This is a genomic window from Micromonospora sp. WMMA1996 (assembly GCF_002573675.1).
GTDB lineage: Bacteria > Actinomycetota > Actinomycetes > Mycobacteriales > Micromonosporaceae > Micromonospora > Micromonospora sediminicola.
In genome coordinates this window covers 4,102,443-4,110,435 of record NZ_PDHU01000001.1, presented here as the reverse complement: position 1 = coordinate 4,110,435, position 7,993 = coordinate 4,102,443, and the positions used below count along the sequence as shown (strand labels likewise).

At 72.0% G+C, this 7,993-nt stretch carries 9 protein-coding genes and 2 pseudogenes; 10 read left to right on the top strand and 1 reads right to left on the bottom strand.

All coding sequences use genetic code 11. From position 1 onward, the window contains the following. Nucleotides 1–706, top strand: a pseudogene (locus COO58_RS18915) (amidohydrolase family protein); the annotation flags it as partial. 10 nt (nt 707–716) lie between these two features. Here the strand turns inward: COO58_RS18915 and COO58_RS18910 are convergent. Next, nucleotides 717–1,292 carry a TetR family transcriptional regulator gene (locus COO58_RS18910; RefSeq protein WP_091580300.1) on the bottom strand — a complete coding sequence of 192 codons (576 nt, stop codon included), beginning with the start codon at nt 1,290–1,292 and terminating at the stop codon, nt 717–719. 92 nt (nt 1,293–1,384) lie between these two features. Between COO58_RS18910 and proS the strand changes: the two are divergent. The 9 genes and pseudogenes from proS (at nt 1,385) to lepB (COO58_RS18865) (ending at nt 7,970) form a co-directional block, all read left to right on the top strand. Beyond that, nucleotides 1,385–2,790 (top strand): annotated as a pseudogene (gene proS, locus COO58_RS18905) (proline--tRNA ligase). Nucleotides 2,791–2,865: 75 nt separating this feature from the next. Beyond that, nucleotides 2,866–3,513, top strand: a complete 648-nt coding sequence (locus tag COO58_RS18900; RefSeq protein ID WP_098746452.1) for a DUF402 domain-containing protein — start codon at nt 2,866–2,868, stop codon at nt 3,511–3,513. 241 nt (nt 3,514–3,754) lie between these two features. Then, entirely contained in the window at nt 3,755–4,210 is a 456-nt protein-coding gene (gene rpsP, locus COO58_RS18895; RefSeq protein WP_098745993.1) for a 30S ribosomal protein S16, read from the top strand. Next, nucleotides 4,185–4,445, top strand: a complete 261-nt coding sequence (locus COO58_RS18890; protein WP_172967834.1) for an RNA-binding protein — start codon at nt 4,185–4,187, stop codon at nt 4,443–4,445. Before rpsP ends, COO58_RS18890 begins: the two co-directional genes overlap by 26 nt. Then, nucleotides 4,445–4,984 carry a ribosome maturation factor RimM gene (rimM, locus tag COO58_RS18885; protein WP_091580288.1) on the top strand — a complete coding sequence of 180 codons (540 nt, stop codon included), beginning with the start codon at nt 4,445–4,447 and terminating at the stop codon, nt 4,982–4,984. Before COO58_RS18890 ends, rimM begins: the two co-directional genes overlap by 1 nt. 13 nt (nt 4,985–4,997) lie before the next feature. Further along, the gene (gene trmD, locus COO58_RS18880; RefSeq protein ID WP_091580285.1) at nt 4,998–5,786 is read left to right on the top strand and encodes a tRNA (guanosine(37)-N1)-methyltransferase TrmD; all 789 of its coding nucleotides are present in this window, start codon (nt 4,998–5,000) and stop codon (nt 5,784–5,786) included. Between the two features lie 144 nt (nt 5,787–5,930). Continuing rightward, nucleotides 5,931–6,290, top strand: coding sequence for a 50S ribosomal protein L19 (gene rplS, locus COO58_RS18875; RefSeq protein ID WP_018786333.1), 360 nt, complete (start codon nt 5,931–5,933; stop codon nt 6,288–6,290). Between the two features lie 169 nt (nt 6,291–6,459). After that, nucleotides 6,460–7,341, top strand: a complete 882-nt coding sequence (gene lepB, locus COO58_RS18870; RefSeq protein ID WP_098745991.1) for a signal peptidase I — start codon at nt 6,460–6,462, stop codon at nt 7,339–7,341. Beyond that, nucleotides 7,338–7,970, top strand: coding sequence for a signal peptidase I (gene lepB, locus COO58_RS18865; protein ID WP_091580276.1), 633 nt, complete (start codon nt 7,338–7,340; stop codon nt 7,968–7,970). Before lepB (COO58_RS18870) ends, lepB (COO58_RS18865) begins: the two co-directional genes overlap by 4 nt. The last annotated feature ends 23 nt before the right edge of the window (nt 7,971–7,993 follow it).

The window sequence follows — 7,993 nt, the reverse complement described above, 5'->3', positions numbered from 1 at the left end:
TCGGCGCCGCCGAGGTGGCCGCGACCGTGGCCGCGCAGGCCGCCGCCGGCAACGGCTGGGTCAAGCTGGTCGGCGACTGGATCGACCGGGGGGTGGGCGACCTCGCCCGGCCTGGGACGCCGACACGATGACCGCGGCGGTCGCCGCCGCGCATGCCGCCGGGGTACGCGCAGCGGTGCACACGTTCTCCGAGTCGGCCGTGGAGATCATGGTGCGGGCCGGGGTGGACTCGGTGGAGCACGGCACCGGCTGAGCGTCGACCTGAATCGACCTGATGGCCCGGCAGGGCACCGCGCTGGTCCCCACCATGATCAACATTCGGACGTTCGGCCACATCGCGGAGCAGGCCCGACCGAAGTTCCCCGGGTACGCCGACCACATGCTCGCCCTGCGCGACCGCTTCCCCGACGTCGTCCGCGCCGCGCACGAGGCCGGGGTGCCGATCTACGTGGGTACCGACGCGGGCGGCGGCATCGACCACGGGCTGGCGGCCGAGGAGATGCTGCTGCTGCACGAGCAGGCCGGTATGGCGGCCGAGGACGTGCTCGCCGCCGCCTCCTGGCGGGCCCGGGAGTGGCTCGGCTTCCCCGGCCTGGTCGAGGGCGGCCTCGCCGACCTGGTGGTCTATCCCGAGGACCCGCGCCGCGACCTGCGCGTGGTCCGGTCGCCCAGCCGCATCGTGCTGCGCGGCCGGGTGGTCCGCTGACCGCGACGGCTCAGCGTGGCGAGGCGGCGGCGAGGAAGAGGAGCACGGCCAGGTCGGCCAACTTCCCGGCGGTCTCGTCCACCGGCGCCTGGGGCAGCACGATGTGGCTCACCACCAGGCGGACGATGCTGTCGGCCGCGAAGGTCAGCGCCGCCGGGTCGGCGTCGGGCAGATGGCACCCCGCCCACTCCAGCAGCGCGGTGGTCGACTCGGTGAGGACCAGCTCGGAGCGGGTGGTCAGGTAGGGCAGCAGCTCGTCCGAACCGCCCCGGGCGCTGGTCAGGATCGCCTTGACCAGGGGATTGTCGGCGGCGGAGGCGAGTGTGCGGCGGATCGCGGCGTACGCGGCGGCGTGGACGTCGGCGCCGTGCTCGGCGAGCGCGGCCCGCACCTCACCGACGAACCGGTCCACCTCGCGCCGGGCCAGTGCCTCGGCCAGACCCGCCTTGGTGCCGAACTCGTTGTAGACCGTCTGCCGGCTGACCCCGGCGGCCTCGGCCACCGCGCCCATCCGCACGCCGTCCCAGCCGCAGGCCACGGTCTGGGCCCGGGCGGCGTCGACGATCGCGTCCCGTGCCTCACCCATCGTCGTCGAAGTCTACGGCCGGCGGGCCCGACACGGCGCCCGCCGGCTCCCCGACGCAGCGGCGGCTCGCCCGGCGCATAGGATGTGCGGTCATGGCACGCGTGCTCACTCCCCGTGCGGAGGACTTTCCCGCTGGTACCAGGACCTGATCGCCAAGGCGAAGCTGGCCGACAACGGACCGGTGCGGGGCACCATGGTCATCCGGCCGGCCGGCTACGCCATCTGGGAGCGGATGCAGGCCGAGATGGACGCCCGGATCAAGGCGGCCGGCGCGGAGAACGCCTACTTCCCGCTCTTCATCCCGGAGAGCTACCTCAAGCGGGAGGCCGAGCACGTCGAGGGCTTCTCGCCGGAGCTGGCCGTGGTCACCCACGGTGGCGGCAAGCAGCTCGCCGAGCCGGTGGTGGTGCGTCCCACCAGCGAGACGGTCATCGGCGAGTTCATGGCCAAGTGGATCGACTCCTACCGGGACCTGCCGCTGCTGCTCAACCAGTGGGCCAACGTGGTCCGCTGGGAGCTGCGCCCGCGGATCTTCCTGCGCACCAGCGAGTTCCTCTGGCAGGAAGGGCACACCGCGCACGCCACCCGGGAGGACGCGCGGGCCTACGCCCGGCGGATCCTGCACGAGGCGTACGAGGACCTGATGGTCAACGTGCTGGGCATCCCGGTGGTGGTCGGCCTGAAGACCGCCCGGGAACGCTTCGCCGGCGCCACCGCCACGTACACGTGCGAGGGCATGATGGGCGACGGCAAGGCGCTCCAGCTCGGCACCAGCCACGAGCTGGGCCAGAACTTCGCCAAGGCGTTCGACATCAGCTACTCCTCGGCCGAGGGCGGCCGGGAGCACGCCTGGACCACCTCCTGGGGCACCTCCACCCGGATGCTCGGCGGCCTGATCATGTGCCACGGCGACGACAACGGGCTGCGGGTGCCGCCGAAGCTGGCGCCGGTCCAGGCGTACGTGATGATCGTCAAGGACGGCGAGGGCGTGAGCGAGGCGGCGGGCAAGCTGCGCGACGCGCTGCGCGACGCCGGGGTCCGGGTCGCGCTGGACGACCGGACCGACACCGCGTTCGGCCGCCGCGCCGTCGACGCCGAGCTGCGCGGCTACCCCGTCCGTGTCGAGGTCGGCCCCCGTGACCTGGCCGCCGGCAACGCGGTGGTGGTCCGGCGTACGGACGGCTCGAAGGCCCCGACGCCGGTGGCCGACGTGGTCGGCGCGGTCCTGGCCGCGCTGGAGGCCGACCAGCGGGCGCTGCACGACCAGGCGCTGGAGTTCCGCCGGTCCCGCACCGTCGAGGTGTCGACGCTGGCCGAGGCGATCGAGGCGTCCGCCACCGGCTGGGCCATGGTGCCGTGGTCGGCGGTCGGCGTGCCCGGTGAGGCCGAGGCGAACGCGCAGGGTGTGACGGTCCGCTGCCTGCTGCGGGCCGACGGCTCGGTGCCCGACTCCGAGGACGAGCCCGACCTGGTCGCCATCCTGGCCCGCGCCTACTGAGATGCAAGGAAGGGCCCCTTGTTAACGCCTCCGGTAGAGGAAGGGGCCCTTTTTAACACGTCAGGGATGGTGAGCGTGCGCTTCGAACCCGGCCGTCTGGTTCTGCACCGCAACGTGCGGCGCGGGCGGATCGGATGGGTCCGCGCGGCCCGCGTGGTCTCCGACGACGAGCGGGGGCTGCTGCTCTGGGTGGCGCGGAAGGCGCCCGTCGCGCACGAGGTGACCGCCGCCGGGCTCGGGATGCGCGCGGTGCCGTTCACCGAGTGGATCACCTCCGGGTACGCCCTGGCGCGCGGTACGTGGAACGGCCCGCCGGTGCTGAAGTTCCTGCCCACCGGCGCCGCCCACTCGGTCTGGTGGTTCCGCGACGCCGGGGACCGGTTCCAGAGCTGGTACGTCAACCTGGAGGAGCCCGGGGTCCGCTGGGACGACGGGGCGGTGGCCGGGGTCGACGTGGTGGACCAGGACCTCGACGTGGTGGTCCGTCCGGACCTGAGCTGGGAGTGGAAGGACGAGGACGAGTTCGCCGAGCGGCTCGCCTTCCCGGAGCACTACTGGGTGGCCGACGAGAAGGCGGTCCGCGCGGAGGGGGAGCGGGTGATCCGCCTGGCCGAGGCGGGGGCGTTCCCCTTCGACGGCACGTGGTGCGACTTCACCCCACCCGCCGAGTGGGACGTACCGGACGAACTGCCGCCCGGATGGGACCGGCCACCGGTCCGCTGAGCACGTGTCGTTCGTCACGGACGACCGCCAGAGGGCGTACGGTCCGGGTCCGGTGCGAGAGATCCGGTACGGATCTGGCAGAATGGTCCGCTGGTATCCGGCGCGCGTCCGGCGCCCTCTAACCCGGGCGCGTCGTCAGTTCACCGAGCAGTCTCCGGCCCAAACCCCACTGTGCCGGTCGGCGCTCACCCGCCACACCGCCCGTACGGGCCGGTGAGATCGCAACAGGAGCGAAACAACTGTGGCCGTAAAGATCCGGCTCCTGCGGATGGGCAAGATCCGCAACCCGCAGTACCGCATCGTCATCGCCGACTCGCGCACCAAGCGTGACGGTCGCGCGATCGAGTTCGTCGGTGTGTACCAGCCGAAGGAAGACCCTTCGGTGATCGAGGTCAAGTCGGAGCGGGTCCAGTACTGGCTGTCGGTCGGCGCTCAGCCGAGCGAGGCCGTGCAGCGCCTGCTGGAGCTGACCGGTGACTGGCAGGAGTTCAAGGGCCTGCCGGCCCCGCCGCCGCTGAAGGTCGCCCCGGAGCGGGCCGACCGCAAGGCGGCGTACGAGGCCGAGGCGAAGGCCGCCGCCGGCGTGGCGGAGACCCCGGCCAAGCCGGCCAAGAAGGCCGCCAAGGCCGAGGAGCCGAAGGCCGCCGAGCCCAAGGCCGAGGAGCAGACCGGTGCAGAGTCCGGCGAGCAGGCCTGACATGGCGCTGCGTCCCGCCCTGGAGCACCTGGTCAAGGGGATCGTCGACCACCCGGACGACGTCCGGGTGCGGATGGTCGATTCCCGTCGGGGCAAGCGGCTCGAGGTCCGCGTGCACCCGGAGGATCTCGGCACGGTGATCGGGCGGTCCGGCCGGACCGCCAAGGCGCTGCGCCAGGTGATCGGCTCCATCGGCGGGCGTGGGGTACGCGTCGACATCGTCGACTCGTACTGATGCTTCTCGTCGTCGGCCGGATCGGCAAACCGCACGGCATCCGCGGAGAGGTCACCGTGGAGGTGCGGACCGATGAGCCCGAAGCACGGTTCGCGCCCGGTTCAGTGCTGCGCACTGAACCGGGCGCGGTTCCGGCCGAGCCCGGCGCCTGGCGGGTGCCGCCGGAGCTGACCGTCGAGTCGGCCCGTTGGCACCAGGGTCGGCTGCTGGTCGTCTTCGAGGGCGTGCTCGGCCGCGACGTGGCCGAGGCGCTGCGTAACACGCTGGTCGGTGTCGACAGCGCCGACGTGGCCCCGCCGGAGGACCCGGAGGAGTTCCACGACCACCAGCTGGTCGGGCTCGCCGTGGTCACCCGGGACGGCGAGCGGCTCGGCGAGGTGGCCCGGATCGACCACGCCCCCGCCTCCGACCTGCTGGTACTGCGGCGGCCCGAAGGGCCGCCCGCGCTCATCCCGTTCGTCAAGGCGATCGTGCCCGAGGTGGACCTCGCCGGCGGTCGCGTCGTCGTCGACCTGCCCAGTGGCCTGCTCGACCTGTAGCTGGAGCCACCGCATGCGCGTCGACATCGTGTCGATCTTCCCGGAGTACTTCGCCCCGCTGGACCTGTCGTTGATCGGCAAGGCCCGCGCGAACGGGCTGCTGCGGCTGGCCGTACACGATCTGCGGACCTGGACCCACGACGTGCACCGCACGGTCGACGACACGCCGTACGGCGGCGGTCCGGGCATGGTCATGCGGCCGGAACCGTGGGGTGAGGCGCTGGACTCGCTGGCCCCCGACGAGCTGAGCCCGGACGGGCACACCCTGCCCCGGCTGCTCGTCCCGTCGCCGGCCGGCGTCCCGTTCACCCAGGCCGTGGCGCACGAGCTGGCCGCCGAGTCGCACCTGCTCTTCGCCTGCGGCCGGTACGAGGGCATCGACCAGCGGGTGCTGGAGCACGCGGCGACCCGGATGCGGGTGACCGAGGTCTCCCTCGGTGACTACGTGCTCTTCGGCGGCGAGGTGGCCGTGCTGGTGATCCTGGAGGCGGTCACCCGGCTGCTGCCCGGGGTGCTCGGCAACGCCGGCTCGCTGGACGAGGAGTCGCACGCCCACGGGCTGCTGGAGGCCCCGCTCTACACCAAGCCGGCGACCTGGCGCGGGCTGGACGTGCCCGAGGTGCTCCGCTCCGGCGACCACGCCCGGATCGCCCGCTGGCGGCGCGACGAGGCGCTGCGGCGGACCGCGACCCGCCGCCCCGACATGATCGACGCGCTGCCCCCGGAGACGCTCGACGAGCGTGACCGGGCGGCGCTGGACCGGGGCGGATTTTCCTCGTCGTCGGGGGATGTGGCAAAGTAGAGGGGTTGCCGCATCCGTCCACGCCGTGGGCGGCTGCGAGGACCTCCGACCGGGACCGGTTCACGCCGGCCGCCACCCGGGGGTCAGAATCACCCGTTCGCGCATCGACTGACGATGCGCCGTGAGCCTCACGAGGACGCAGCGATGAACATCCTGGACGCCCTTGACGCCCAGTCGAAGCGCACCGACCTGCCCGACTTCCGCGCCGGTGACACCGTCAAGGTGCACGCGCGAGTCGTCGAGGGCAACCGGTCCCGGGTCCAGATCTTCCAGGGCGTCGTCATCCGCCGCCAGGGTGACGGTCTGCGCGAGACCTTCTCGGTCCGCAAGGTCAGCTTCGGTGTCGGCGTGGAGCGCACCTACCCGCTCAACGGCCCGGGCATCGACCGGATCGAGGTCGTGACCCGCGGTGACGTGCGGCGCGCCAAGCTCTACTACCTGCGCGAGCTGCGCGGCAAGAAGGCCAAGATCAAGGAGCTGCGGGAGAAGCAGCCGGCGAGCTGAATTCCCGCTCGCCACGCCGCCCGAGCTGCGCGGATGTCGTATCGACCGGATCGCATTACCCTGGTCGGTACGGGCGCAGCCGGACGGCGGGAAGCAGTCCACTGCCGCCCGTGGGGTCTCCGAGGAGACTCCCGGGCGGTAGTGTCGTTTCGGCGGACCGGAGAGTGGCATGGTGCAGATGCTGGACGAGGACGGCACCGTCGATCCCTGGCGCCGGCGAGCCCGGCGCGGCCGCCGGCAGATGCCGCTCTGGCAGGAACTGCCGCTGCTGCTCATCGTGGCGTTCTGCCTGGCGGTGCTGATCCGCACGTTCCTGCTCCAGGCCTTCTTCATCCCCTCCGGGTCGATGGAGAACACGCTGCTCATCGGCGATCGGGTGCTGGTCAACAAGGTCGTCTACGACGTCCGTGACCCGGTCCGGGGCGAGGTCGTGGTGTTCCGGGGCACCGACCGCTGGGTCGCCCAGGAGGCGCCCGCGCCGCCGACCGACCTCGCCGGCAAGGTCGGCCGGACGCTCGGTGACCTCGTCGGCGTCAGCCGGCCCGGCGAGAAGGACTTCATCAAGCGCGTCATCGGCGTGCCCGGCGACAAGGTCTGGTGCTGCGACGACGGCCGCGTGGTGGTCAACGGCGTGCCGCTGGACGAGCAGGCGTACGTCTCCGAGGACTCCCCGGTCGAGCTTCCGCCGAATCCCAAGGAGTGCCGCTCCCGGCAGTTCACCGAGGTGGTGGTGCCACCGGGGCAGATCTTCGTGATGGGCGACCACCGGCTGGTGTCGCAGGACGCCCGCTGTCAGGGCCCGGTGCCGATCGACAACGTCGTCGGCCGGGCGTTCATGATCGTCTGGCCGTCCCAGCGCTGGACCTCGTTGCCCGTGCCGAAGACGTTCTCCGACCTGCCCCGTCCGGACGCCGCGCCGGCGCGCCCGGCCCCGGTCGACCCGGATCCGGTGGGTGGGGTCGTCCTGATTCTCCCGGTCGCGGCGGCGCTGACTGTTCTCGCGGGTTCGGGGCGACCGCGCCGTACCGGGGGACGTAGGCTCCTCCCGTGATTGACGAGCAGACCGAGAAGCCGCGCAGCTCCTTCTGGAAGGAACTGCCCATCCTCCTGGGCGTGGCGATCCTGGTCGCAGTGCTGGTTCGTGCCTTCGTGCTGCAGACCTTCTTCATCCCGTCCCCGTCCATGGAGAACACCCTCAAGATCGACGATCGGGTGCTGGTCAACAAGCTGGTCTACGACTTCCGCTCGCCGCACCGGGGCGAGGTGATCGTGTTCAAGGCGCCCACCGAGTGGAGCGGCAACCCCAACGGTGAGGACTTCATCAAGCGCGTGATCGGGGTCGGCGGCGACCACGTGGTCTGCTGCGACCGCACCGGCCCGCAGGAGCGGCTGATCATCAACGGCAAGCCGATCGACGAGCCGTTCATCTTCCCCGGCAACAAGCCGGCCGACCAGGACTTCGACATCACCGTGCCGAAGGGCCGGCTCTGGGTGATGGGCGACCACCGGGAGGCCTCCGGCGACTCGCTGGAGCACTGGCAGCAGTCCGGCGAGGACATCACCGAGGCCACCATCCCGGAGGGCGAGGTCGTCGGCCGGGCCTTCACCATCTTCTGGCCGGTCGGGCGGGCGACCTGGCTCACCGTGCCCGAGCAGTTCGACGGCATCCCCAACCCCTGACCCGCCACGGGTGGGAGGGCGTG